We start from the raw sequence: 23,168 nt of genomic DNA on the forward strand, positions 1-23,168 counted from the left end.
CTCGAGATCTTAAGCTTGTCGGGTGTGAGCAAGTCACAAGCGCTATTGTTCTTCACTTTATTTTTGAATTGTACTAATTATATAGAAAATTTAAAAAATGTTTTGACATAGTCAAAAAGTACCGTTATAATACAAGACAAGATTAATATATCTGAAAAAAGATAACATTTTAAAATTACTTATTACTGAAGTGATAAGTGGAAGAAAAGGGGAGGTATATTCATGGAAACTCGTTCTCAATGGGGGACAAGAGCAGGGTTTATTTTAGCTGCGGTTGGATCAGCAGTCGGTCTAGGGAATATCTGGCGTTTTCCAACAGTAGCATATGAAAATGGTGGGGGAGCCTTCTTTATTCCATATTTATTTGCTTTACTTACAGCAGGTATTCCGATATTAATTATGGAATTTACGATGGGTCACAAATACCGAGGTTCTGCTCCTTTAACATTTAAGAGAATGAACAAAAATACAGAATTTATAGGTTGGTGGGCTGTTCTAGTAGCCTTTGTTATATCAACATATTATTCCGTAATTATTGCCTGGGCAATGTCTTATTCTGTATTTTCATTCAATTTAAACTGGGGTTCAGATACCGAAGGATTTTTATTTGGAGAATATTTAAATTTAACCGTTGATCCAGGGCAAACTGGTAGTTTTGTGCCAGGTGTATTAATCCCATTAATTCTTGTGTGGGCAATTGTATTAGGAGTTTTATTTAAGGGTGTTAAAAAGGGTATTGAAGTTGCAAACCGAATTTTTATTCCAGCATTGGTAATTGTATTTTTAATAATAGTAGTTCGGGCACTTACATTACCTGGAGCACTTGATGGATTAAATGCATTTTTTGCACCTGACTTTAGCAAAATTGCATCACCAGATGTTTGGGTGGCGGCATATGGTCAGATTTTCTTTAGTTTGTCGATTGCATTTGCAATTATGATTACGTATTCTAGCTACTTACCGAAAAAGTCGGACATTACAAATAACGCATTTATCGTAGGTTTTGGTAACTCTAGCTTTGAACTATTAGCTGGTATCGGGGTATTTGCTGCCCTTGGATTTATGGCAGGTCAAGTTGGAGTTGGAGTTGATGAAGTTGTTGCTGGTGGAGTAGGGTTAGCGTTTGTTGTATTCCCAGAAATTATTAATCAATTCCCAGGATTAAATGGACTCTTTGGATTCCTATTCTTTGCGTCCTTAGTACTAGCTGGTTTATCATCACTAATTTCGATCTGTGAAACATATATTGCAGGTCTAGTTGATAAATTCAAGATTTCAAGAATTAAAGCTGTTGCCTTCGGTGGTGGATTATCTGCATTGATCTCACTTTTATTTGCAACACAAGGTGGATTATTCTTCCTAGATGCAGCTGATTACTTCATTAACCAATTTGGTGTAGCCTTCGTTGGATTAGTAGAAGTTGTTCTAGTTGCTTGGGTACTACGTAAAGTTAAAGACTTGAGAACACATGCTAACGATTTATCTGATATCCGTTTAAATTGGTGGTGGACGTTAAGTCTATGCGTATTTACTCCAGTAGTTTTAGGTTATATGATGTTCGGATTATTTAAGCAAAACTTATTAAGAGAATTTGCAACAGATACTGGTAACTATGAAAACTACTCAAATGCCTTCATTCTCTGGGGAGGATGGGCTGTTGCAGCGGGTGCTTTACTAATTGGTATTTTGATGACATTCACCAAATGGAAGCAATCGGCAACAGAAGAGCAAGAAGCTTTGACTAAGGAGGCTAAATAATATGGGTGCCATAATTGTTGCAGTCATAGGTATTGTAGTTATTTGGGGAGGATTGGCACTAAGTATTACACGTGCCGTTAAAGTAGCAAAAGAAAATAAAAATTAAGTTATGCCGATTATCATAGAATGAAGCTGAGTTAAAAGTGTATTAATACATGGGAAATCCGAACTAATTAGTTCGGATTTTCTTTTGGGATAATTTCGTAATCTTTGTTGCAAATTTTACATAGAATCCGCAGTAACCGGAGACGGTGCTTTATTACCTGCTCGTAGAGGACATCACGTTGCTGTTACTCGGCATTCTCTTGAGTATTTTCTGGACAATTGGTAACTGCACTTTTTTACATCAACTACGAATTAAGATACGCCCTTAAAAAATATCCTTAGAATGGAGGGCGTTAGTTTTGTCCTAGCAACTTTTAATATAATATTTAATTCCTTTTTTGTTTCGCCATTCTTTCCCACTTTTTTAAATATGGATATGGATCGAATGACCATTCACTATAGCCATTATCCTTATACATTCCATAATGAAGATGTGGTGGGAATTTTCCTGATGTTCCCGGTGGTCCATAACCAGTAGAACCAACTTTCCCTAATACGTCACCAGGTTTTACAATTTGGCCAACTTCGACACCTTCTTCATATCCACTAAGATGTGCATAATAATGATAGATATTGTAAATGTCCCTTATGCCTATACGCCAGCCACCGTATAAATTCCAACCTTTCAATTCCACAACTCCATAGGTTGTTGACTTAACAGGCGTCCCATAGTCAGCAAATATATCGGTACCTTCGTGAATTCGATTACCGCCAAACCCTCGACGGTCACCCCATGTGTTACGATAACTGTAATTATAATTTATGGCCACTGGGAAGTCACGATCAGTAAGGTTGATATCCTGAAACTTTTTAAACACCTTTGCTGTATTTTTAATGGTATGGACAGCTAAGTCTCGTTTATAAAAATTCCATATCCCAATCATAATGTCATCTTCTGATTGACCATACTCTAAAATAAAATTTGCCATTGTATATAAAACATCTTCCGGTTCATTCGGATCTGCGATACGATCATCGTTTCCATCTTTTCCTTTTCCATTAAACATATTGATGATGTTTACATCTTTTTCAAAGGAACTATTTCCAATACCAAACCACATTTCTTCAGGGATTTGTATTGAAATTAGTTGATCATCCTCTAAATCCTTATGAATTTGTCGTTCATATTGATCAATTGCTGCAATATAATACCACGGGATTTGAGTTAATGCTTCTGTTTTTTTATAAAGCGATAACCTTTCATCATATATATTATTTTCTTCTTCCTCTGCATGAACTGTATGTGCGAGTGAAAATAAAGATAGGATGAAAATAAAGATAAAATAATAGCTTTTTTCGTACAATGTATTCACCTCATAAAATAGATAAACAAATTCTTTTCAAAAACTAGCATACCATTAGCGGAATTCCTCAGTGGTGCTTATGCAGAATAGGAAAGTTATATGCTTTCCTATCTGCTGAAATAGGACCAACCAAGCTTCGTCCTTTATAAAACTTCTACTGTACTACATTCAAAACAATGTGATTAAATTAATCGTCTCGCCCTTGTGGAGATTTTTTCATTTCTGTAATTATTTGTTCGATTGTATTGTCGTAATCAGGGTCTTTTGTAGTTGAATTATGCAAGCTTTCTATGTCACGGATTAAAACATTGTTATCTGAAACGTAAATCTCAAAATGACGTGGCATAATGGATTCCGCTGATTTTCTTGCTACATCAGCAGCTTCATTTGCTTCTAACAAGTCATTTTTTTCGTAGGCAATTAATACTTCTTCACCAGTTACTAAGGTTGCTACCTCATCGAAGGCCTCATGTCTTAAAATAACTCGTGTTATGATATCAGCCATCTCTGTTCGATTCATGGTAATAACACGGTTTCTCTCCGGATCTTGCTCAAATTGTTCCTTTGTATAGTTAACGTAACCTAACCGGCTGTTTGCTTCCGGATCTTCATATCCAGGATCACGGACGGGTCCCTCATCTCTGGTAGGATCTAATTCATCAGCAATTTTTTCATGTTCATCCCTTAATGAATTATCTGTTGTACAACCTGTAAGAGCAATCATTGTGATTACTAAGCTAGAAAGTATATATTTCAATGTTTTTGCCTCCTCATTTATCTATACCTTTTAAAATAATTTACTTGTTTTTCATGTATGGTTAGTTTTGTGTATTAAATAAAAAATCATACAGTAATAAGTTAATTATTTTCTAGGTGAAACAGTAGAAATATGATAAACTATACACAGCGTATGAGAGGTGAGTTTTTATGATAGAACTTTTTGGAAAAAAATATGAACTTATAGAAAATGTTAAAGATGGGTTTAATCAAGACGCTCTAGAAGCTCGGTATACAGATATATTAAAGAAATACGATTATATAGTTGGCGACTGGGGATATGAACAATTGAGATTAAAGGGCTTTTATCGCGATGATAATATGAAAGCTGTAATTGATTCTAAAATTAGTGCATTGGATGATTATATTTATGAATATTGCAATTTTGGTTGTGCTTACTTCGTTTTGAAGAAAATTGATTAAAAGAGGAGAAGCAGTTCACGGGAACTACTTCTCCTCTTGTTCTGGATGGACATCATTAGGTTCGTCATGAATGACATGGGATCCAGGTGCTTGTCTTGGTAAATCTTCATGAAGCTCTTTATAAGGGAAGACGAACGCACTTGTGCGTTGCTGTTCATCCTTCCAAGGAGTTGATTTCCCAGAAACAGGCTCTTCTTTATTAATAGCCGAACCAAATGCACCTTCTGGAAACTCCTCTGGAATTAAATTATTTCGCTGATTATTTACATTGGAAAAATCGGAGAATTTTTTATCATCGTTTTTCGCCATGTAATTCATCCTCCTTTCTAACCTTAGGTTACACTAAGTTAGAAGGAAGTAATTTACCAATTGTTGGTGTTCCTTTCATATCATACTTTCCGAACGTACCCTCTAAATTGTTTTTCCACATGCTTTCCTAAATTAAAAATAGCATCTTCATTTCCAATTGAACTCATGATTTGAATGCTAATTGGCATCCTATTTTCATCCGTTCCAACGGGGATAACAAGACAAGGTAGTCCCCATACATTGGCATAAGAAATGAAAGGAATATAGTTTAGATATGTTTTTCGGATGGAAAAAATCTCCTGAAATACGGTTCCATGTTTTGGAGCTCCGGTGTGATAAACAGGGAAAATAAGCAATCTCTTGTTAAGATAATCCTCTAATATCTTATCTCCTTCCTGTACAATTGTTTTGATGTCCTCTAGACGTTTACTAGATGGTTTAAATAAATTGGCTCCAAGTAATGCCCAAGTTAAATAGTGATGAACCTGTGATTTTTTAGTTGTTATTTCTTTTATATATTCTAGGTATAAATTTACTCGATCATTAGCAAATGCAACAGACTTTACAGATTGTGCACCATCAATGGACATTATTTCCTGCCAAAGTTGTGCACTTTCATCAAACATAGGTGGTATTCCTTCATTTACTTGTGAAGAAGAACTTAAAAATTGTTTGACTTTTTGTACATGTGATTTGGATTCTGCTGATAAAGGGTAATCTATAGTCGTTGGTAACATTTCAATTATAAAATCAGATAGTTGCCGCTCTTCATATTTATGATTAGCAATGATGGAATACATGAGTTCCATATCTCGGACTGATTTTCCCATTGGTCCACAACCTAACATTCTTTCCTGTAGAGGATTGAAAATAGGAGGATAATGCCCATGTGAAGATACTTGAAATTTGCCAGGTTTAAAACCAATGACTCCATTGAAATGACTAGGGAAACGAATGGATCCACCAATATCCGAACCTATACCTACTGCTGCACCACCTGATGCAAGTAATGCCCCTTCGCCACCACTTGAACCTCCCGCTGTTCGGGATGTATCCCATGGGTTATTAGTCCGACCATAAAGTTTATTATCGGTTTCTTGAGCAAAACAAAGGGATGGAGTATTCGTCTTACCAAGAATGATTGCCCCTGCTGTTTTTAGTTTGTTAATAATAGTGGCATCTTTTTTTGCAATTAAGTCCTGAAGTTGAACTAAGCCACCTGTAGTCCTCATACCTTGCACATGAAAGGCTTCTTTTACACTAATTGGTACACCATGCAATGGACCAATTGGATTTGTTATTTTCTCATCTATGTTTTTCGCTTCTAATAATGCTGTCGAAAACCGATCCTCAACTACAGCATTGATCTCTGGGTTAATATACTTTATATGATTGATGTATGTTTCTACTGCTTCATAGCTTGTGAATTTACGATTAAGTATTGCATGTTTCATATCAGTAGCATCCATATCAAGGATTGAATTACGTAATTCTTCATTCATCAAATCACCCTTTCTCCTGTCTAATTGTGTTATTTGTACTATACCATGGTAATTTTAACGAAACCATTACTTAATATTTAAAAGAGGAAAAAAATCTGAGAGTTGTTTTAATGAAAAATCGATAGTGTAAATGAAGTTTTATACATTCAATACTAAATATATGATAAAATCGAAATGAAACATCTTTGCACATTGGAGTGGATAGTATGTATTTTGTTGATCGAAGTAAAATTGAAGAAATTCTTTTATATATGGAACAGATATTAGCTGAAATCTCGGATCAATCCAATCGATCATTTGTCGAAAAAATGGCATTAGAACGAATGACTCACGTTCTTATTGAATCGATCATTGATGTAGGAAATATGATGATTGACGGATTTATTATGCGTGATCCAGGTAGTTATGAAGATATTATTGATATTTTAGTAGATGAACGTGTCATACCTGAACAGGAAAGTGACATGTATAAAGAGATTATTGGACTACGAAAGATGCTTGTTACGAATTATGCAAATGTTGATCATAGTGAGCTAGAAAAAAGTTTAAACAATCATAAGCAAATGTTGGATAGTTTCAGTACACATATAAGGTCCTATCTAGAAAATGAATTAGGTGTAGCTAATGCTTTTTCCAATAATAATTGAAGGTGATATAACATGAAGAGGGCACCTACAAGACAGAAGCTATTGAATATTTTAAAAAAGGATCATAAATTAACTATTGATGGAATAATGGAATATTTTACGATTTCGGAAATTGCCGTTCGTAGACATATTCATGAGCTAGAAAGTCAAGGACTGATCAAAAGAAATACGATTAAACAAAAGATTGGTCGACCATATTATACGTATGAACTAACTGAAGAGGGCCATCGTACCTTTCCAAACCAATTTGACAAGCTACCAGTTGAGTTATTAAAGGATCTAGAAGAATTACAAGGATTGGATGCAGTTAAACAACTTTTAAATAAGAGGGCGGAAAGGGAAAAAACCTATTTTGAAACAGAATTAAAAGCTGAGGATTTTGATCAACGAATAAAAGAAGTTGCAAAAATCCAAGATGAAAAAGGGTATATGGTTGAAATTGAGAAGACAGCTGACGGACATTATGAAATGAAAAATTATAATTGCCCAATTTCTAATATTGCATCGTGCTATAAACAAGTTTGCGATAATGAAAAACGTGTGTTTGACGAATTGTTTGCTAAAAGTGAAGTCATTCCACATTCATGTATTACCAAAGGTGATAATTTTTGTAAGTGGACAATTAAACGTCCGACTGAAGGATGAGGCAATGGTTCTCATCCCTTATTTTTTAGGTAAGAGAGTATTAAATTGGCCAGGCGCAGTTCGTACGTCGTTAAACGGGCTCTTACACTTTGATCATTTAGAAAGGAATTTACTTCGTGAAACAATATAAAGGATTTTTAATAGATTTAGATGGAACAATGTACCGAGGGAATGAAGTAATTGAAGAAGCTCCTGCTTTTGTAAATACACTACGAGAGAAACAGATCCCTTATTTATTTTTGACAAATAATTCATCCAAAACGCCAGAAGTAGTATCCAATAAATTAAATCAAATGGGTATTCATTCAACCCCTGACCATGTTTTTACATCAAGTATGGCAACAGCAAAGTATATAAAGCACAAGCAGCCTGATGCACGTTGTTACGTGATTGGGGAAATAGGTCTTTTTACTGCATTAGAACGAGAAGGTTTGACAATAACAGAAAGTGAATGTGATTTTGTTGTCATGGGAATGGATCGTGATATTAGCTATGAAAAATTAGCTAAAGCTTGTCTAGCAGTAAGAAATGGTGCTAAGTTTGTTTCAACGAATAGCGATATAGCTGTGCCAACTGAGCATGGATTACTCCCGGGTAATGGATCGCTTACTTCGGTTGTGACAGTTAGTACAGGGAAAGAACCTACTTTTATAGGAAAGCCAGAAGCAATAATTATGAAGGAAGCGTTGAGTGTCTTAGGAACAAAATCAGATGATACGGTAGTGGTAGGAGATAATTATGATACCGATATACAAGCGGGGATTAACGCTGGCATTGACACATTAATGGTGTTTACCGGGCTAACTCCATATGAGGAGCTACCAAATCTTAAAACGAAGCCAACCTATCATGTGAAAAACTTATCTGAATTTGATGTAAAGTAAACTAAAAAGTAGCAGCCCACTAGTATGTGGATTGCTACTTCTTTTTAATATTTTCCTACCCTGCATAATTCAACATAAAGGCTTGGCAAAGGTCAAGTTTTCTAATCATCAATGATTTGATCGTCAGCGGTTGCGTGTGCGAGCCTACTAGAGGCAGCAGCAGCTATTGCACCTACAATATCATCTAAAAATGTATGACACTCACCAGTTGATTTGTCATTTAATTTCTTGAGTATTCCTGGCTTTTGTTTATCGATATAACCATAGTTTGTAAATCCGATGGAGCCATAAACATTAACTATTGAAAATGCAACAATTTCATCTACACCATAAAGACTTTCATCAACTTCAATTGTTTTTTGTAGTGGTTCATCCAGCTTTTTTTGTTCGGCTAATCGGTCAAGTTGTATGCCAGTTAAAATTGCATTTTGTACTTCCCGTTTCTTTAATACCTGGTCCACATTGTGATAACAATCCTCCATTTTTAGATCCTCATGGTACTTAGATTGTAAATAGTAAACAAGTTCTGCTATGTCATCAATCGTTACTCCTCGTTCATTTAACCATTTTCTTGCACTTTTTTCTAATTCACTTTGCTTAGTTACTTCATCCATCGGTATCACCTATCCTTAAAATTTATCATTTCGGTTAAGAAATTGCTTAATTTTACATACACATCTTAGTAAGGAGGAGAGCATTATGAAGGATATTCTTAGATCAGATTATGCAATACATGTACGTGATCTTATCCATTACAAAGGTTTAGAAGGCTATAAAGATGATCAATATCTTTATTTTATCATTCCTTCTAAAAACAAGGAAACAATATATATGGAACAGGCTGCACTAGCCTATTACTTATTTGAAAATGGTTATGATCATATTGCCCTTCCAATTCCTGCTGTAAATGGTGAATGGTTTCGAATGATAAATGATGATAGTTGTATGGTAGTTAAAGTTGAACAACTACGTAATCATTCATCCATATCACACGGAATGCGATTAGCACAGTTTCATCAGCTAAGTTCTTCATATAACTTTGAACCACAGGAAATTTCTAGTTACGGTCAATGGAAAGATTTATGGATAAATAAATTAACTGCATTTGAAAACAAACTATCAGAAGAAGCAGCATATCACTCCAACGCTTATTATCGATTAGTCATGGATATCTTTCCTTATATTATTGGTATTAGTGAAAATGCTATTCAATATATGCAAGAATGTGAGGTGGAAACTAGGTATCATATGCATGATCAAGGAACTATTTGCTTCCAACGATATAAGAATAATCTCCAGGATTCAATTATTTGGATAAATGATCTAGTATATGATCATCCAACCCGAGATATTGCAGAGTTCATTCGATATCAATTATTGTGGAACAATAATCTAAACGGACATCAAGAAATCATTTCCTTTATGAATGATTATCAGTCAATTCGTCCACTTTCTGTATTTAGTTGGCGGTTATTATATGCTCGACTCACATTTCCGATACATTTATATGACTGTATTGAACGAGGGTTTTTAAACCATCAATATGAGAAACGATATGATGAGTTAAATGATTTATTAACAAGACAAGAAAAATATGAAGAAGAATTAGCCATTATTTTTGATACATTACAAGTTGACTATAAATCATTGCACATTCCTGTGTTACACTGGTTAAAAAGAGGGTAAATGAGGTGATAGGAGATGAAGCCGAAAATCTATATAACCCGTAAACTTCCTGCCAATCTGGTAAACCAATTATCGTCACAATTTGATGTACGTATGTGGGAGAAAGAAGATGTACCTGTTCCAAAAGATGTTCTTGTTGAAGAGATTAAACACGTCGACGGAGTAATATCCTTATTAACGGAGCAAATAGATAAAGAAGTACTAGATCAAGCACATAAGCTCCAAATTATAGCTAATATGGCAGTTGGCTATGATAATATTGACGTAGATTATGCGAGGGAAATAGGGATTATTGTTACGAATACGCCAGATGTTCTTACGGAATCAACTGCTGATTTAACATTTGCGTTATTAATGGCTACTGCGAGAAGAATTGTTGAAGCTAATGATTATATCCGAAATGATCAATGGGATAATTGGGGGCCGTATCTTTTAGCAGGATCAGATATCTTCGGTAAAACGATAGGGTTAGTAGGAATGGGGAGAATTGGCCAGGCGGTCGCTAGAAGAGCTAAAGGCTTTGGAATGTCTATTTTGTATCATAATCGGAATCGAAATTTGGAAGCGGAAGAAGAACTTCAGGCAACATATACTAGTTTTGAAGCATTGTTGGCTAACGCAGATTATATTGTTTCATTATTACCTTTAACAACGGAAACAAGGCATAAGTTTAACAAACCAGCATTTGATACTATGAAACAATCAGCTATTTTTATTAATGCATCGAGAGGGCAGGTAGTCGATGAGGAAGCTCTATTCAATGCTTTACATAGTAAACAAATCAAAGCTGCAGGTTTAGATGTTTTTGAAGCAGAACCAATTCGGAGTGATCATCCATTAGTTAATTCGCCTAACGTTGTATGCTTGCCACATATTGGCTCCGCTACGATAGAAACCAGAACGAAGATGATCCAATTATGTGTGGATAATATGAAAGATTATTTCTTTGGAGAAGGGCCAATAACACCAATTAATAAGTAAAACAAAAAGCAGACATCCTTGCATGTCTGCTTCATTTTATGGTTAGATATTAGAATACTTGCTCGATTTCTTTAACACCTGGTACTTCCGTTCTTAAAGCACGTTCAATACCAGCTTTTAATGTAATAGTAGAACTTGGGCAATTACCGCATGCACCCATGAGACGAAGAAGTACAATGCCATTTTCATCAACATCTACCAATTCCACATCTCCACCGTCACGTAGTAAAAATGGGCGTAGCTTATTTAACACTTCTTGTACTTGCTCTTGCATTATCCATCTTCTCCTTTCCTATCTTTTATTATAAAATGTAATAATAAAAAAATCTATCTATTTTTCTTCATTATTAGGGAATGTGATATTACTCAACAATTCTTAAGGAGAAAAGAAATACTCCTTTAAAATAAATGTACACTTTATTTTAACTTTATACAAAGATTTTGTAAAATAAAAGAGACTAATTATAGTTATTTAGCGAGGGGGTTTTTAAATGGGGAAGGGTAAAGTTAGTATTACAGTTTACGGTGCAGAACAAATATGTGCTAGTTGTGTTGGTGCCCCGGGTTCAAAAGATACGTACGAATGGCTACAGGCAGCTATAGGTAGAAAATATGTTGATGACTCCATTAGTTATGAATATATAGATATAAATGAGCCTCCAGAGGTCGAAAAGCATAAACAATTTGTAGAACAGATTTTCGAAGAGGATTTATTTTATCCCATTGTTTTTGTAAATGATGAAATCGTTGCTGAAGGAATACCTCGCTTAAAAGACATATATCAAGTACTAGATAAACATGATATAGTGTTAAGAGCAGAATAGATGTGGGGGTTTTTATATGGAGATACCGTTTATTAAGATGCATGGTCTAGGTAATAATTATATTTATCTAGATTTATTTCAATTTGATATACAAGAGGAGCTACTTCCGAAATTGGCCCAACAGGTATCGAATGTAAATACAGGTATTGGTTCTGATGGGTTAATATTAATTCATCCTAGTAAAATTGCTGATGTGGGTATGCGCATATTTAATAAGGATGGATCAGAGGGTATGAGTTGTGGGAATGGCTTGCGTTGTACAGCAAAATATGCCTATGAATATGGAATTGTTGACCATAAGAACTTCCGAATTGAAGCAAAAGCTGGTGTAGTAGAAGCAGAGGTCTCCGTAAATGAAACAAATAAAGTTGGAGATATCACTATTAATATGGGAGCTCCTATTTTAAATCGTACAGCTATCCCAATGGTCGGAGAAAATGATGAAATAGTTATTAATGAACCTTTTAAGGTTCAAGATGTAGAATTAAATGTAACTGCTGTATCCATGGGAAATCCACATGCTGTTTTCTTTGTTGAGCGTATTGAGGATGCTCCATTATATGAACAAGGTCCTGTGATCGAAAAAGATAAGAGATTTCCAGAAGGCGTAAATGTTGAGTTTGTTGAGGTTGTTTCACCAAATGAACTAAACTTTCGTGTATGGGAGCGTGGATCTGGTGTAACACAGGCTTGTGGTACAGGCGCTTGTGCAGCAGTTGTTGCAGCAACATTAAATGAGCATGTAAGAAAAAATGAAACAATTACCGTGCATTTACAAGGCGGTGACTTAAAGATAAGGTGGGATCAGGATGGTCAGGTTTGGATGACTGGTGGAGCTGAAATTGTAGCGACTGGAAGTTATCACTTTTAGTGAATAATCCAGATAGTTGAATCGTCCAATTTCACTTAGTATACTAGAAATAAGGTATTTATAAAGGGAGGTAATGAGATATGTCAATCACAATTACCGATAATGCTCGTCATCAAATAAAGGACATGATGAAGGAAGAATCCGAAAATGTTCGCCTTCGATTTGGAATAAAAGGTGGCGGTTGTAGTGGATTATCTTATTCATTAGGGTTTGAATATGATATCAATGAAGAATTGGATTTTGTTGATGAGATAAATGGAATTCCTATCGTTATTTTTAAACAGGATATTCCGATCATTGAAGGTACAACGATTGATTTCAAACAAAATATGATGGGTGGCGGATTTAGTATTGATAATCCGAATGCCATTGTATCTTGTGGATGTGGATCTTCTTTCAAAGCGAAGGATTATGAAGGTACACCAGAGAAATGCTAAAAAAAGCTAGAACACGTGAATGTGTTCTAGCTTTTTTTGCTAGGTAAGAAAGCATAAAACTTAAAACTTACTAGTTGAATGCTTTGGTTGTACGCGTGCTTTAGGGTCAATGTATGCCTTCGCATTATTAATTGCGGTTGGACCTTCACCAAAGCCAGTTGCAATTAGTTTGACTTTACCAGGATATGTACATATATCTCCGGCTGCATAGATACCAGGTATATTTGTTTCCATTTTGGAGTTAACAACTATACTATTTTTTTCAATTTCCAAGCCCCAGTCTTTTATTGGACCTAAGGTAGAAACGAAACCATAATTACAAATTAGAGAGTCAATCTCAAGCTCCAATTTTTGTTCGCCTTTCACTTCTTCTAATAGGATCTTTTCTATTTTATCCTGTGCAACGATGTCAGATGGGGCATATGGTGTTAATACTTCAACGGTTGAATTCATTAACTGCTCCACACTATGTTCGTGGGCGCGGAATTTATCACGTCGGTGTACTAATGTTACTTTTTCAGCAATCGGCTCTAGCATTAATGCCCAGTCAACAGCAGAGTCCCCACCACCTAATAGTACTACTTTTTGATCTTTAAATTGATTCATATCTTTTACATAATAGTGTAAGTTAATTCCTTCATAGTCTTCTGAAGCACCAACATTTAATCGGCGCGGTTGAAAAGCACCGTTTCCAGCCGTTATAATAATGGTTCTTGTGTAATGTACCTCTTCATTAGAAGTAAGCTTAAAGGTTTGGTCCTCTAAACGTTCTACTTTTTCAATAGATTGACCCAGTACAATCGTTGGATCAAATAAATTAGCTTGTTCCTCCAAATTATCTACAAGCTCCTGAGCACGAACCTTTGGAAAACCAGCAATATCATATATATATTTCTCTGGATATAAAGCAGATAACTGCCCACCAGTATGTGGTAAACTTTCAATGATTTTCACACTTGCTTGACGCATCCCACCATAAAAAGCGGTAAATAAGCCAGCTGGACCTGCGCCAATAATTGTAACATCATATATTTTTTCGGACATTAAAATACCCCCATTTTGTGAACTACTAGGCAATTAACATAGTATCATAAATAGAATTATATTGTATAATTAAAAACATAGTTATTTAATCTGAATAGTAAAAAAACACTATTATGGGTTGAAAATTACAGATAAAAGAGCTAATATTATCAGTGGACAATATATTACGATTTTGTGACAAGTACTTAATAATATAATTATTTATCGTTTTATACGTGAAAAATGTCACATATACAAAATCTGTAATATGCAATAATAGATTTATAAATACTATAAATGGAAGTGATCGAGAGTGAAGAATCCGAACGTAGTAATTCTAGGTGCAGGTTATGGGGGCTTAATGACTACAGTAAAACTTCAGAAGTCATTAGGGGTAAATGAAGCAAATATTACTTTAGTTAACAAAAATGACTACCATTATCAATCCACTTGGTTACATGAAACTGCAGCAGGAACAATACATCATGATCAAACACGTATTCCAATTAAAGATGTTGTGAACATGAGTAAGGTAAACTTTGTGCAAGACACAGTAGTTGAAATTAAACCAGAAGAGAAAAAGGTAAAACTTGAAAATAGTGAGCTAGACTATGATATCTTAGTTATTGGTCTTGGTTTTGAACCAGCTACATTTGGCATTCCTGGATTAGAAGAAAATGCCTTTATGATTAATGATATCAATAGTTCTCGCCTAATTAGAGAGCATTTAGAACATAACTTTGCAATGTACCACAATGAAGAAGAGAAAAATCCAGCACGCTTAAACATCGTTGTTGGTGGTGGTGGATTCACTGGTATTGAATTTGTTGGTGAATTAGCAAATCGTATCCCAGAATTATGTGAGGAATATGATATTGATAAAGCACAAGTACGTATTATCAATGTTGAGGGAGCGCCGACTGTATTACCAGGATTTGATCCAGAATTAGTGGAATATGCTATGAATTCTTTAGAGTCACGTGGTGTTGAATTCATTACTGGTGCATTGTTAAAAGAAGCGAAGCCAGATAGTATTGTCTATGAAAAAGACGGAAAGCAAGTAGAAATTCCTACCATGACAACAGTATGGGCAGCTGGTGTACGAGCTAACTCAATTGTTGAAAAATCTGGTTTTAAACATAATCGTGGAAAAATTGAAGTACGTAAGGATATGCGTGCTCCAGAGTATGATGATGTATTTGTAGTAGGAGATTGTGCATTAATTTGGAATCCTGAAGGAGATCGTCCATATCCTCCAACTGCGCAAATTGCTATTCAACAATCAGATACCGTTGCACATAATGTAAAAGCATTAGTTCAAGGTCATTCAGAATTAGAGCACTTTGAGTTTAATTCACTTGGTACATTAGCTTCACTTGGCCATAATGACGCTGTAGGTATTATTATGAATAACCGTAAAATATTTGGCTGGAAAGCTACCTTTATGAAGAAAATGAGTGATAATCGTTACCTACTTAAGTTAGGTGGAATTGGATTAATGCTGAAAAAAGGTAAATTTAATTTCTTTTATTAATTGACAAATTTTTGAACAGAATATTAGTTTTTTAGAGTACAAAAAGCAAAGGCAGCTAATTGTCTTTGCTTTTTTTATCATTTATTTATAGAATGTAACTTGTATGATTAACTTCGATTGATAAAGGGGAATATGCGTTGATACAGCTTATCGTTTCTATTTTATTATTTTTTGTTATCTTTTTTGGGATAGCCTTTATCTTAAATATGTTATTAAGAAGAACTTGGTTAATGGCTTTTATATATCCAATTATTATCATTATTATTGTGGATAATATTGCAACTACGGATTACTTCACGCAACCAGGTGAAGCATTTCGGGCAGCTTTTACGAAAATAGCTAGTTTGACACCAGTTGATTATACGATCTTACTTGCAGGATTTGCAGGTACAATCGTTTCTGGTTTTGTCATTAAATACTTACGTAAAAATGGTTACCAAATGTTTTAAGGATCATTGCTATTTGAATCTGGAATTTAAAGTTATGAATTTAACATGAATAAAATCTTACTAGATTGGAAATGATGACATCCAGAGAGGTGTTATTATTGAAAATCAGTAAAATAGTAAAAAGAGCAGGGATGACAATCTTGTTTTTGGCTGCATTTTTAACTACATTATCAAGTATTTCCAATGTAAGCTTTGCAGATGTTCATGTCATGCTTGAAGCAGATACAGTTAGTAACTCTAGATCTACTTTAGAAATAAAAAAAGCTGCCAATAGAAAAGTAGCCTTAGAGGAAAAATCCTTAAATTATCTTCAAGAGAAAAAAACATATATATCCAGTGAGGAAATTGAAGGACCAAAAACACTGGAAGAAGCGGTAAACTACGAACAATACCCTAGTGCAACTGTGGTTGCAACAGGATATACGGCAGGAATAGAATCTACTGGAAAAACACCTGATCATCCGCAATATGGAATTACGTATTCAGGTGTAAAGGTTAAACGTGATCTTTATTCTACCATTGCTGCTGATCTTTCCATCTATCCAATAGGTACAATCCTATTTATACCTGGATATGGTTATGGAGTTGTCGCGGATAAAGGTGGAGCAATTAATGGTAATAAAATTGACCTTTACTATGATACTGTCGAGGATGTATATTCTGAATGGGGTAAAAAAGAAGTAGATGTTTATATTATTGAAATGGGTGACGGAAACCTATCAGAAGAGACGCTAGTCGAATTAAATGAAAATGAAGCATTACAGGTATTTAGAGAACAATTCAATAAGAGCAAAAATTAAGGACTTCCCAGAGGGGAGTCCTTAATTTTTAGAAAAGCGGATGGACTAAAAAGGCGATTAATACTCCGAATAGGCCACCAAAAAAAACCTCAATTGGTTGATGTCCTAATAATTCTTTTAGTTCCTTACGCTTTTCATATTCTTCTTTTCTGTTCCAGTCCTTAGCTTCTTCTACAAAATAATGAAAGTCTTTAATAAGCTTATTAAGGACCACCGCTTGCTCTCCCGCTTGTCTACGAACTCCGGTTGCATCAAACATAATAATTACACTAAAAATACATGCGATAGCAAACATAGACGAAGTGACTCCTTCTACAATTCCAATACTAGTTGATAGAGCAGTAACAGCAGCAGAATGACTACTAGGCATACCACCGGTACTAAATGCTAGGCTTGGTTTAAATTCCTTTGTTGCTAAGAGGGTAATAGGAATTTTAATTACTTGAGCTAATATAATTGCTGTAAACGCTGCCCATAAAGGGAAATTTAAAAAAATATCCATGATGTGATTAGCTTCCTCTCTTTCTATGACAGTATTGGCCCTGAGTAAGATTAATTCATGATAAATAATAATGTAATTTTATCATAACCAATGCACAAAATCATATTAGGAAACTAGATAATCAGTTAAAAAGAGACTGTGACAAAACTTACTCCCCCATTATAAAGACGAATGATCAAGGAAAAGGGACGTTATTATCTAGAAAACACTCTGGGGGAAGGCCAATTATTAATAACGTAATTTCCGCTGCGGAAAGTCGCTTTCACAGTGTCTACTTTGCCGCGGGCACGGCTTCAACCAGAGGGAACATCTTGAATATGCTTCTTTGCTCTTGCGCCGTAGAACTATGCTTTGAAGCAATGCTAGAAGACGCAGGCGCATCAGTGTGGGGGCTTCAGACACGTGCTGGTGCTGTTCCCGCAGGAGTCAACTGCCCATAACGGAAATCACTAGACTAAAAAAGAGCGTACTATGTTATCAAAAAGTAAAGATATAATCTGAATTGGAGAGCTCAATACCAACGGAGCGGGGAAAATACTCATTGTCGTTATGAGAGCCCAAAAGCTGATCGGAAAATGTAAAACGGTAACTCATAGGAGTTATGAGAGCCCAAAAGCTGATCGGAAAATGTAAAACGGTAACTCATAGGAGTTATGAGAGCCCAAAAGCTGATTGGAAAATGCAAAACGGTAACTCATTGTCGTTATGAGTGCTCAAAAGCTGATCGGAAAATCCAAAATGTCCTCTTACTAAAGGCTTGTTCAAAGCCGAAAGGAACTGTGAACGTAAAAGTACTTTAGAATCCCATTGCTTCAGCTTTTGAAATATTAAGTCTCATTATTTACACCTAATTAGCAACAATGTTTACAAAATAAACTCAAAAGAAAAATTCTTCAATTAGAAATCTAACTGAAGAATTTTGAATATTAGTTTGGATTTTTCTGAAATTAATTAAACCTTGTCCCAGCTTCCTAGGCAGCTGCTTTCCATTTAAAGGATACTCTTTTTGCAAGATTAACCATAAATAATGCCGCTAAACAAGCAAAGGCACCATCCTTGATAATAAAGGGAATCATTCCTTTCCAAGCTAAAGAATAGGAGATATTTAATTCTAACCACGTATTCATAGCTATGTACATGTATGTAACTCCAATTACATAATTAACAAGAAGCCCAATAAGTGCGGCAAACGTGTAAAGCGGTATAGTATTTTTTTTGTTTCTTTCAGCGATCAATCCAACAAAAAAAGCAATAAAAATAAATGAAATAATAAATCCGCCTGTAGGACTAACAATTGCGGCAGGTCCGGCTGACATTTGTGCAAATACTGGTACACCAGCAACACCTACAAATAGATAAGTCAGCATAGAAATACTGCCTAGTTTTTTACCAAGCATTAAACCAGCTAAGATCGCAAAAAATGTTTGTAATGATAGTGGGACAGATGCTCCCCCAATAGGAACGGCAAGCATCGGAAACCATACTGTAATATTAGCTCCAATTGCCATTAAACATACGAACATCGCTCCAACAGTTAAATCAATCGGTCGTAGTTTCATTTCATTTCTCTCCTCTCATAATTGATCATAGCTTTGTATATCTTTATTGTCAACCTCTGTTTTTTAGGGTTAACAATAATGTGATAAAAAAACAGTTTTTCGTATTTATTGAAAAACTGTTTTTTAGTTTTATTTAATTGCTGCGTCTAAGGCAATCTCCATCATTTCATTGAATGTTGTTTGACGTTCCTTAGCGGATGTTTCTTCTCCAGTTAAAATATGATCAGAAACGGTTAAAATAGATAATGCTTGGCGATCAAATTTGGCTGCTAATGTATATAAAGCAGTTGTTTCCATTTCAATTGCTAATACCTTATATTTCGCAAGTAATTCATTCACTTCTTTTGCATTATCTCGGTAGAATGTATCACTTGTAAATACGTTTCCTACACGGAGATTCATACCTTTTTCAATCCCAACATCGTAAGCATTTTTCAATAATTCAAAATCAGCTAATGGAGCATAATCGATTCCGTTAAAAATCATTCGATTCATTTGCGAGTCAGTTGTTGCTCCCTGTGCTAATATCACATCACGAACGTTAACATCTTTTTGAATCGCTCCGCAAGTTCCTACACGAATAAGCTTTTTCACATCATAGCTTTGAATTAGTTCATTTACATAAATCGAAATGGACGGTACGCCCATCCCTGTACCTTGTACAGATACTCGCTCTCCTTTATATGTACCTGTGAAACCATACATACCGCGAACTTGATTATATTGGGAAACATCCTCTAAAAAGGTATCAGCTATAAATTTAGCGCGAAGAGGATCGCCGGGTAATAAGATTTTATCAGCAATTTCACCTTGTTTTGCTCCTATATGTACACTCATGATTAATTCCTCCTAAAGTATGTTTTTCAGAAATAACATTAGCATAATGTAAAATTAAAAACAAACGATTTCAAATTCATTCAAATTAGTTTTCATGAAGCTCAAAATTGTATATAATAAACTTAGTTCAGTTATTCACGAATTATTTTTGTGAAGGAATTGCTACAAGGTACATAATAAAAATTGTACAGGCAAACAATATGATTGGAAGGATGAAGTTATTATGAAAGAAAAAACATTTACTATTACAGCAGATACTGGAGTACATGCGCGTCCAGCTACATTGTTAGTTAATAAAGCAGGTCAATATCAATCAGAAGTAGAACTTTCTTATAACGATAAAACTGTAAACCTTAAGTCTATTATGGGTGTTATGTCGTTAGGTATTCCTAAAGGTGCTGAAATTAAAGTTACTGCTAATGGTAGTGATGAAGAAGAAGCTATCGCTGGAGTAGAAGAAGTTATTAAAGAAAACCTAGGTGAGTAAGAAAACGAAGTCTAGAGAGCAGTTGCCTCTCTAGACTTTTTTACTGATAATAACTCTTTCCATAATATCGTTCGACAATACCTTCTAACGTTTCAAGAGCTTTTTGGTTATATGCTGTATCTTTCATAGTTAAATTTTCCTTGAGTTTTTCTACAGCTTGTGAAAGTGATTCCCTATAATTTGGAATGTCTCCGTCATATGGGAATACAGCCTCTTTTAGAACGTTCATTTTTTCGTTTTTAGCTAGAGCTTTACGTTCATGAAAGAATACCCCTTCAACCTGTTTGGGGTGATGTAGGTCACCTTGCATGGGATGTTTTTCTACTGCTAATACTTTCACTAAGAAGTTTTTGTCTCGATCTTCGATAATTTCTCCTATGTAAACTCCAGATTTATAACTGGCACGTATATATTCTCTAACGTTAAACTTTGTCATTTCTATTCACACTCCTTCTAGTATTCATTGTGCCAAATTAATAACAATTTAGCGAACAATTGCTTTTGCAATTTAGTAGAATGCTTTTTTATGATAGTATAATGTTTGAAGGAAGTGATTAACATGATGGAATTTCTATATTTTCCAGAAGATAAATCAGAATACATCCCAGCAATTATTACATTGGTTATCTTTATGATTGGTGCAGTGTTTGCTATGTACTTTTTATACAAGAAGTCAAAAAATGAAGAGAAGAAAATTGACGAGGAATACAAACAAATGAACAATGAAAATAAAGAATAGTAAAAGAATAGGGGACACTAATTATCGTGGTGAACTCCTATTTTTTTTTGTTTACATCTTTTACTTGGACTGCGCAGTTTTGCACTTTACGTGTTTACTCTTTTGTTTTTTAGGAATACTAAGTGGAGAAGTTATTGTAAAGGGGTAATAAACATGCGGTATGTATTAGTCATCCTTTTGTTTCTACTAGTTTCTTGTCAAAGTAATGAAGTTACTTCTAAAACAATTGATATGTATAATGCTGATGGTGATATGGTTGGCACTGCTGAATTGTTAGAGCAACCGGATGGCGTTCAAGTAAAAATAAAATTGGAAGGACTAGAGCCCGGTTTTCACGGAGCACATGTGCATGAATTTCCAAAATGTGATGCACCTGACTTTGAATCAGCAGGAAATCATTTTGATCCAGAGGGAAATGAGCATGGTTTAATGCATCCTGAAGGTGCACATCTAGGGGACTTACCTAATGTAGAAGCGGATGATGGTGGTCTGGTAGATGCGGAATTAATGCTTGCGGGGGCAACCTTAACAGATGGTAAAAATTCAATTTTAACTGGTGAAGGGACATCGTTAATTATAACAGATGGACAAGACGATGGAGTAAGTCAGCCTGGCGGTGATTCTGGCGCTCGCATTATTTGTGGAGAGATAAAATCTGGTGATCAAGGGGAGTCAACGGAATCACCTACAGATCCAACAGAACTAAATGAAGAGCAAGAGGAATAATAACGGCAGGTTTCTTTAAATGACGGGTAGCGGATTAACTAGAGAATCGATCCAAGCATAGATAAAGAGACAACTTGTTTGAATAGTGAAAAGAGGATCCAGTAAATCAGTAGACTGGATCCTCTTTCGTTAACCCCACATCAATAGCAGGATTATCTATTTACTGCCTCAATAATCCTTTTAACACCTTCTTTTAATAAAGGTTTCGGACAAGCAATATTCATACGCATAAATCCTGAACCTTCCTCACCATATTCAATCCCTGTATTTAAACCTACTTTAGCTTTTTCAATCATGAATTTTTTTAATTCTTTATCATTTAAACCTAGTGCACTACAATCAATCCAAAGTAGATAGGTTCCGTCAGAATCAACTACGTTAAGATTGGTATACTTCTGAAGTTGTTCTGAAACATAATTGCGATTTTCTAAAAGAACATGTTTTAACTCTTCTAGCCATTCTTCACCATGTTCATAGGCTGCTTCCATGGCAGTAGTTGCCATTGTATTTAGCATGTGATGACCTTGTTTGCCAAGGTGGTCATTTAAGTTATTACGTTTGGATTTATTTGATGTTATGACATAAGAAGCTTGGAGTCCAGCAAGATTAAATGTTTTTGAAGGTGCCATACAAGTAATTGTTTTATCTGCAATTTCCTCTGATAAAGATGCAATAGGAATATGGTGCTGATTTGGATAAGTTAGATCCGCATGTATTTCATCAGAAAAAATCATAACGTCGTATTGTAAGCAGAGCCGAGCCATTTCTAATAATTCTTCTTTTGTCCAAACTCTTCCAACCGGGTTATGAGGAGAGCATAATATAAATGCTTTTACACCTTGTTTAAGTTTTTCTTCAAAGTCTTCGAAATCAATATGATAGTAATTATCTTTTCGAACTAATGGGTTTTTGATAACCTGTCGATCATGCTTCTCAATCACACTGTAAAAAGGCGTATACACTGGTGTCTGAATTAATATTTTATCATTTGTTGCTGTAAAAGCTTGTACGGCCATATGTAAACTGGTAACCACTCCTGGACTAAATGAAAGCCATTCTTTGTTGATACTCCAATCATGATGGTTATAAATCCAATTTGCAATCGCATCCTTAACTAGGTCATCAATAACGGTATATCCATAAATGCCATGCTTTGCTCGATTAATTATCGCATCATTAACAGCCTCGGGTGCTTTAAAATCCATATCGGCTACCCACATTGGTAATACATCTTTTGATTGAAACACAGCATCAAGCATATCCCATTTAACAGACCGGGTATTTTCTCGTTTATAAACTGTATCAAATATTCCCATTTTAGAAACCTCCCATCACTCGTTATCGTAATTATAACGAACC

29 protein-coding genes are annotated in these 23,168 nt (G+C 35.0%); 17 read left to right on the forward strand and 12 right to left on the reverse strand.

The features are described from left to right. Positions 1-222 precede the first annotated feature (222 nt). Both GMD78_RS16755 and GMD78_RS16760 read left to right on the forward strand, forming a co-directional pair. Positions 223-1,758, forward strand: a complete 1,536-nt coding sequence (locus tag GMD78_RS16755) for a sodium-dependent transporter (protein ID WP_155670382.1) — start codon at positions 223-225, stop codon at positions 1,756-1,758. Position 1,759: 1 nt separating this feature from the next. Next, on the forward strand, positions 1,760-1,864 hold the full coding sequence (locus GMD78_RS16760) for a MetS family NSS transporter small subunit (protein ID WP_155670384.1): 105 nt from the start codon (positions 1,760-1,762) through the stop codon (positions 1,862-1,864). Between the two features lie 325 nt (positions 1,865-2,189). Here the strand turns inward: GMD78_RS16760 and GMD78_RS16765 are convergent, their stop codons facing one another. Then, on the reverse strand, positions 2,190-3,167 hold the full coding sequence (locus GMD78_RS16765; RefSeq protein ID WP_155670386.1) for a M23 family metallopeptidase: 978 nt from the start codon (positions 3,165-3,167) through the stop codon (positions 2,190-2,192). A 187-nt stretch (positions 3,168-3,354) separates the two neighbouring features. Beyond that, positions 3,355-3,924, reverse strand: coding sequence for a YhcN/YlaJ family sporulation lipoprotein (locus GMD78_RS16770; RefSeq protein WP_246187683.1), 570 nt, complete (start codon positions 3,922-3,924; stop codon positions 3,355-3,357). Positions 3,925-4,094: 170 nt separating this feature from the next. On the opposite strand from GMD78_RS16770, the gene GMD78_RS16775 reads away from it, so the two are divergent. Then, positions 4,095-4,367, forward strand: coding sequence for a YutD family protein (locus GMD78_RS16775; protein ID WP_155670388.1), 273 nt, complete (start codon positions 4,095-4,097; stop codon positions 4,365-4,367). Between the two features lie 24 nt (positions 4,368-4,391). Here the strand turns inward: GMD78_RS16775 and GMD78_RS16780 are convergent, their stop codons facing one another. Both GMD78_RS16780 and GMD78_RS16785 read right to left on the reverse strand, forming a co-directional pair. Next, complete coding sequence (locus GMD78_RS16780) at positions 4,392-4,676, reverse strand: hypothetical protein (RefSeq protein WP_155670390.1); 285 nt, start codon at positions 4,674-4,676, stop codon at positions 4,392-4,394. An 80-nt stretch (positions 4,677-4,756) separates the two neighbouring features. Then, on the reverse strand, positions 4,757-6,178 hold the full coding sequence (locus GMD78_RS16785; RefSeq protein ID WP_155670480.1) for an amidase: 1,422 nt from the start codon (positions 6,176-6,178) through the stop codon (positions 4,757-4,759). A gap of 206 nt (positions 6,179-6,384) precedes the next feature. On the opposite strand from GMD78_RS16785, the gene hepT reads away from it, so the two are divergent. From hepT to GMD78_RS16800, 3 genes are all read left to right on the forward strand, one after another. Further along, complete coding sequence (gene hepT / locus GMD78_RS16790; RefSeq protein WP_155670392.1) at positions 6,385-6,825, forward strand: type VII toxin-antitoxin system HepT family RNase toxin; 441 nt, start codon at positions 6,385-6,387, stop codon at positions 6,823-6,825. 12 nt (positions 6,826-6,837) lie between these two features. Continuing rightward, on the forward strand, positions 6,838-7,470 hold the full coding sequence (locus GMD78_RS16795; protein WP_155670394.1) for a helix-turn-helix transcriptional regulator: 633 nt from the start codon (positions 6,838-6,840) through the stop codon (positions 7,468-7,470). Positions 7,471-7,586: 116 nt separating this feature from the next. Beyond that, complete coding sequence (locus GMD78_RS16800) at positions 7,587-8,354, forward strand: TIGR01457 family HAD-type hydrolase (RefSeq protein WP_343042410.1); 768 nt, start codon at positions 7,587-7,589, stop codon at positions 8,352-8,354. A 101-nt stretch (positions 8,355-8,455) separates the two neighbouring features. Here GMD78_RS16800 and GMD78_RS16805 read toward each other — a convergent pair whose 3' ends face one another. Next, positions 8,456-8,968, reverse strand: a complete 513-nt coding sequence (locus GMD78_RS16805) for a phosphatidylglycerophosphatase A family protein (protein WP_155670396.1) — start codon at positions 8,966-8,968, stop codon at positions 8,456-8,458. Positions 8,969-9,053: 85 nt separating this feature from the next. On the opposite strand from GMD78_RS16805, the gene GMD78_RS16810 reads away from it, so the two are divergent. Continuing rightward, positions 9,054-10,040, forward strand: coding sequence for a protein kinase family protein (locus GMD78_RS16810; RefSeq protein ID WP_155670398.1), 987 nt, complete (start codon positions 9,054-9,056; stop codon positions 10,038-10,040). Between the two features lie 15 nt (positions 10,041-10,055). After that, entirely contained in the window at positions 10,056-11,021 is a 966-nt protein-coding gene (locus tag GMD78_RS16815; protein ID WP_155670400.1) for a 2-hydroxyacid dehydrogenase, read from the forward strand. A 49-nt stretch (positions 11,022-11,070) separates the two neighbouring features. Here GMD78_RS16815 and GMD78_RS16820 read toward each other — a convergent pair whose 3' ends face one another. Beyond that, positions 11,071-11,295: a NifU family protein gene (locus GMD78_RS16820; RefSeq protein ID WP_072891216.1), complete on the reverse strand. Its 225-nt coding sequence runs from the start codon at positions 11,293-11,295 to the stop codon at positions 11,071-11,073. Between the two features lie 217 nt (positions 11,296-11,512). On the opposite strand from GMD78_RS16820, the gene GMD78_RS16825 reads away from it, so the two are divergent. The 3 genes from GMD78_RS16825 (at position 11,513) to GMD78_RS16835 (ending at position 13,153) form a co-directional block, all read left to right on the forward strand. Continuing rightward, positions 11,513-11,845, forward strand: a complete 333-nt coding sequence (locus tag GMD78_RS16825) for a YuzD family protein (protein WP_155670402.1) — start codon at positions 11,513-11,515, stop codon at positions 11,843-11,845. A gap of 16 nt (positions 11,846-11,861) precedes the next feature. Continuing rightward, a complete protein-coding gene (dapF, locus tag GMD78_RS16830) occupies positions 11,862-12,716 on the forward strand; it encodes a diaminopimelate epimerase (RefSeq protein ID WP_155670404.1) in 855 nt (284 codons plus the stop codon). 80 nt (positions 12,717-12,796) lie between these two features. After that, positions 12,797-13,153 carry a HesB/IscA family protein gene (locus GMD78_RS16835; RefSeq protein WP_155670406.1) on the forward strand — a complete coding sequence of 119 codons (357 nt, stop codon included), beginning with the start codon at positions 12,797-12,799 and terminating at the stop codon, positions 13,151-13,153. 60 nt (positions 13,154-13,213) lie between these two features. Here GMD78_RS16835 and GMD78_RS16840 read toward each other — a convergent pair whose 3' ends face one another. After that, positions 13,214-14,197, reverse strand: coding sequence for an NAD(P)/FAD-dependent oxidoreductase (locus GMD78_RS16840; RefSeq protein WP_155670408.1), 984 nt, complete (start codon positions 14,195-14,197; stop codon positions 13,214-13,216). Between the two features lie 292 nt (positions 14,198-14,489). Here GMD78_RS16840 and GMD78_RS16845 point away from each other — a divergent pair, with 292 nt between their 5' ends. The 3 genes from GMD78_RS16845 (at position 14,490) to GMD78_RS16855 (ending at position 16,959) form a co-directional block, all read left to right on the forward strand. Further along, on the forward strand, positions 14,490-15,710 hold the full coding sequence (locus GMD78_RS16845) for an NAD(P)/FAD-dependent oxidoreductase (RefSeq protein ID WP_343042413.1): 1,221 nt from the start codon (positions 14,490-14,492) through the stop codon (positions 15,708-15,710). Positions 15,711-15,847: 137 nt separating this feature from the next. Beyond that, positions 15,848-16,159 (forward strand): YuiB family protein, encoded by a 312-nt coding sequence (locus GMD78_RS16850; protein WP_155670410.1) that lies wholly within the window; start codon positions 15,848-15,850, stop codon positions 16,157-16,159. Between the two features lie 98 nt (positions 16,160-16,257). Next, positions 16,258-16,959 carry a 3D domain-containing protein gene (locus tag GMD78_RS16855; RefSeq protein WP_281349718.1) on the forward strand — a complete coding sequence of 234 codons (702 nt, stop codon included), beginning with the start codon at positions 16,258-16,260 and terminating at the stop codon, positions 16,957-16,959. Between the two features lie 28 nt (positions 16,960-16,987). Here GMD78_RS16855 and GMD78_RS16860 read toward each other — a convergent pair whose 3' ends face one another. The 3 genes from GMD78_RS16860 to deoD form a co-directional block, all read right to left on the reverse strand. Continuing rightward, the gene (locus GMD78_RS16860) at positions 16,988-17,461 is read right to left on the reverse strand and encodes a divergent PAP2 family protein (protein WP_155670412.1); all 474 of its coding nucleotides are present in this window, start codon (positions 17,459-17,461) and stop codon (positions 16,988-16,990) included. Positions 17,462-18,432: 971 nt separating this feature from the next. After that, on the reverse strand, positions 18,433-19,020 hold the full coding sequence (locus GMD78_RS16865; RefSeq protein WP_155670414.1) for a biotin transporter BioY: 588 nt from the start codon (positions 19,018-19,020) through the stop codon (positions 18,433-18,435). A gap of 129 nt (positions 19,021-19,149) precedes the next feature. After that, entirely contained in the window at positions 19,150-19,857 is a 708-nt protein-coding gene (gene deoD, locus GMD78_RS16870) for a purine-nucleoside phosphorylase (protein ID WP_155670416.1), read from the reverse strand. A 223-nt stretch (positions 19,858-20,080) separates the two neighbouring features. Here deoD and GMD78_RS16875 point away from each other — a divergent pair, with 223 nt between their 5' ends. Beyond that, entirely contained in the window at positions 20,081-20,344 is a 264-nt protein-coding gene (locus GMD78_RS16875) for a phosphocarrier protein HPr (RefSeq protein ID WP_155670418.1), read from the forward strand. Between the two features lie 40 nt (positions 20,345-20,384). Here GMD78_RS16875 and kapB read toward each other — a convergent pair whose 3' ends face one another. Continuing rightward, positions 20,385-20,780, reverse strand: coding sequence for a kinase-associated lipoprotein KapB (kapB, locus tag GMD78_RS16880; protein ID WP_155670420.1), 396 nt, complete (start codon positions 20,778-20,780; stop codon positions 20,385-20,387). Positions 20,781-20,903: 123 nt separating this feature from the next. On the opposite strand from kapB, the gene GMD78_RS16885 reads away from it, so the two are divergent. Further along, positions 20,904-21,083: a hypothetical protein gene (locus GMD78_RS16885; protein WP_155670422.1), complete on the forward strand. Its 180-nt coding sequence runs from the start codon at positions 20,904-20,906 to the stop codon at positions 21,081-21,083. Positions 21,084-21,236: 153 nt separating this feature from the next. Further along, positions 21,237-21,809, forward strand: coding sequence for a superoxide dismutase family protein (locus GMD78_RS16890; protein ID WP_155670424.1), 573 nt, complete (start codon positions 21,237-21,239; stop codon positions 21,807-21,809). 152 nt (positions 21,810-21,961) lie between these two features. Here the strand turns inward: GMD78_RS16890 and GMD78_RS16895 are convergent, their stop codons facing one another. Next, the gene (locus GMD78_RS16895; protein WP_155670426.1) at positions 21,962-23,125 is read right to left on the reverse strand and encodes a MalY/PatB family protein; all 1,164 of its coding nucleotides are present in this window, start codon (positions 23,123-23,125) and stop codon (positions 21,962-21,964) included. Between the last annotated feature and the right edge of the window lie 43 nt (positions 23,126-23,168).

Source organism: Ornithinibacillus caprae (assembly GCF_009728145.1).
In the GTDB taxonomy this organism is placed as follows: Bacteria; Bacillota; Bacilli; order Bacillales; family Amphibacillaceae; genus Ornithinibacillus; species Ornithinibacillus caprae.

Coding starts and splice junctions, on each gene's coding strand:
- GMD78_RS16795 (WP_155670394.1), top strand. CDS start 6,838: ATGAAGAGGGCACCTACAAGACAGAAGCTATTGAATATTTTAAAAAAG.
- GMD78_RS16775 (WP_155670388.1), top strand. CDS start 4,095: ATGATAGAACTTTTTGGAAAAAAATATGAACTTATAGAAAATGTTAAA.
- GMD78_RS16810 (WP_155670398.1), top strand. CDS start 9,054: ATGAAGGATATTCTTAGATCAGATTATGCAATACATGTACGTGATCTT.
- GMD78_RS16760 (WP_155670384.1), top strand. CDS start 1,760: ATGGGTGCCATAATTGTTGCAGTCATAGGTATTGTAGTTATTTGGGGA.
- GMD78_RS16840 (WP_155670408.1), bottom strand. CDS start 14,197: ATGTCCGAAAAAATATATGATGTTACAATTATTGGCGCAGGTCCAGCT.
- GMD78_RS16885 (WP_155670422.1), top strand. CDS start 20,904: ATGATGGAATTTCTATATTTTCCAGAAGATAAATCAGAATACATCCCA.
- GMD78_RS16825 (WP_155670402.1), top strand. CDS start 11,513: ATGGGGAAGGGTAAAGTTAGTATTACAGTTTACGGTGCAGAACAAATA.
- kapB (WP_155670420.1), bottom strand. CDS start 20,780: ATGACAAAGTTTAACGTTAGAGAATATATACGTGCCAGTTATAAATCT.
- GMD78_RS16755 (WP_155670382.1), top strand. CDS start 223: ATGGAAACTCGTTCTCAATGGGGGACAAGAGCAGGGTTTATTTTAGCT.
- GMD78_RS16865 (WP_155670414.1), bottom strand. CDS start 19,020: ATGAAACTACGACCGATTGATTTAACTGTTGGAGCGATGTTCGTATGT.
- hepT (WP_155670392.1), top strand. CDS start 6,385: ATGTATTTTGTTGATCGAAGTAAAATTGAAGAAATTCTTTTATATATG.
- GMD78_RS16875 (WP_155670418.1), top strand. CDS start 20,081: ATGAAAGAAAAAACATTTACTATTACAGCAGATACTGGAGTACATGCG.
- GMD78_RS16835 (WP_155670406.1), top strand. CDS start 12,797: ATGTCAATCACAATTACCGATAATGCTCGTCATCAAATAAAGGACATG.
- deoD (WP_155670416.1), bottom strand. CDS start 19,857: ATGAGTGTACATATAGGAGCAAAACAAGGTGAAATTGCTGATAAAATC.
- GMD78_RS16785 (WP_155670480.1), bottom strand. CDS start 6,178: ATGAATGAAGAATTACGTAATTCAATCCTTGATATGGATGCTACTGAT.
- dapF (WP_155670404.1), top strand. CDS start 11,862: ATGGAGATACCGTTTATTAAGATGCATGGTCTAGGTAATAATTATATT.
- GMD78_RS16805 (WP_155670396.1), bottom strand. CDS start 8,968: ATGGATGAAGTAACTAAGCAAAGTGAATTAGAAAAAAGTGCAAGAAAA.
- GMD78_RS16860 (WP_155670412.1), bottom strand. CDS start 17,461: ATGGATATTTTTTTAAATTTCCCTTTATGGGCAGCGTTTACAGCAATT.
- GMD78_RS16780 (WP_155670390.1), bottom strand. CDS start 4,676: ATGGCGAAAAACGATGATAAAAAATTCTCCGATTTTTCCAATGTAAAT.
- GMD78_RS16815 (WP_155670400.1), top strand. CDS start 10,056: ATGAAGCCGAAAATCTATATAACCCGTAAACTTCCTGCCAATCTGGTA.
- GMD78_RS16890 (WP_155670424.1), top strand. CDS start 21,237: ATGCGGTATGTATTAGTCATCCTTTTGTTTCTACTAGTTTCTTGTCAA.
- GMD78_RS16895 (WP_155670426.1), bottom strand. CDS start 23,125: ATGGGAATATTTGATACAGTTTATAAACGAGAAAATACCCGGTCTGTT.
- GMD78_RS16820 (WP_072891216.1), bottom strand. CDS start 11,295: ATGCAAGAGCAAGTACAAGAAGTGTTAAATAAGCTACGCCCATTTTTA.